The organism is Lysinibacillus halotolerans (genome assembly GCF_003711845.1).
Lineage (GTDB): Bacteria > Bacillota > Bacilli > Bacillales_A > Planococcaceae > Ureibacillus > Ureibacillus halotolerans.
Map to the genome: position 1 here is coordinate 1 of NZ_RHLQ01000105.1, position 1,345 is coordinate 1,345.

At 36.0% G+C, this 1,345-nt stretch carries 2 protein-coding genes; both read right to left on the reverse strand.

The window, feature by feature from the left end; genetic code table 11:
• Positions 1-797 (reverse strand): IS3 family transposase (locus EC501_RS18290; protein WP_158599749.1); only part of this gene is annotated, 797 nt, incomplete at its 3' end.
• A complete protein-coding gene (locus EC501_RS18295; protein ID WP_122973765.1) occupies positions 731-1,291 on the reverse strand; it encodes a helix-turn-helix domain-containing protein in 561 nt (186 codons plus the stop codon). The genes EC501_RS18295 and EC501_RS18290, both read right to left, overlap by 67 nt.
• Between the last annotated feature and the right edge of the window lie 54 nt (positions 1,292-1,345).

Genomic DNA, 1,345 nt, shown 5'->3' on the forward strand with positions numbered 1-1,345 from the left:
TCTTTTATTTTCTTTTGTAATGTTTCGTAAGAGATTAATTGTTCTCCATAATACATTTCCTGTTTTAATAAGCTAAAGAAGTTCTCCATGGCCGCGTTGTCTGCGCATGTTGCTTTACGAGACATGCTTTGAAAAATCCTGTTCTGCCTTAATGTTCTCACCCATGTATTATGTTGATAGTGCCATCCTTGATCTGAGTGAATAGTTGTCCGATATTCAGCACACTTTTGAATGATTGGAAGTACTTGTTTAAGTGAGTCTAAAACAAAATCTAGGCTTGGCCGTTTTGATATACTAAACCCAATAATTTCACCATTATATAAGTCCATGATTGGACTTAAATATAATTTTTCATCATCCGTACATTTAAATTCAGTTACATCAGTCACCAATTTTTGAAGGGCATATGGCGTTCTGAATCTACGATTCAAAAGGTTTTTAGCGACTTTTCCAACTGTTCCTTTGTAGGATTTATAGCGTGATTTACGTATGAATTTTACACATTTCAATCCTAGGTTTTTCATAATTCGTTGTACCTTTTTATGATTAATTATGTGTCCTTGCGCTCTTAATTCCCCATGAATTCGGCGGTAGCCATATCGCCCTTTATGTTGTTCGAAAGTCTCTAAAATCAAGGCTTTCCACTCTAAATCTGGATCTTCTTGCCTCATCAGTTTGATATGATAATGATACGTTGCTTCTGGAATATCCACTTGTTTTAAAATATCTTTTAATCGAAATCCTTCTTGTTTAAGTTCGAAGGCGATGGCGGCTTGTGCTTTTCGAGGAAGGCATATGGATTCTCTCGAAAAGCCTTCAACTTTTTTAAATAAGCTACCTCTAAACGAAGCAGTTCATTTTCGCGTTCTAGTTGCTCCTCACGTGACATTGTTTTTTCTTGGCTATTCACTGTTGATTTTTGTTTCTTAGACATGGATGGGCGCCCCTTTGGTTTTCTTTGCAGGCCCTCTATCCCTTCTTTTAAAAACCGATGATACCAACTAGCAACTAAAGTGGGATCATTCAATTTAAAGTGAATTGCAGTATCTTGATGAGAAGCACCTGTTCGTTTCATATAGCTTAATACATCTAATTTAAATTGAACAGAATAAAACTGCTTCGTTTTCTTAACGGATAGCCCACTACACCCAAACTCTTGATAAGCACGTACCCATTTCCTTAACGGTGTAGCACCGACACCATATTTTTTCGCTATCGCTCTATATCCTAGTGAGCCACTTAAATATTCTTGAACCACCATCAATTTAAATTCTTCATTATATTTAGTTATAAAAAATCACCCCAAAAGTTAGTTTTTTTACTCTAACTTTTGGGGTGCAGTACC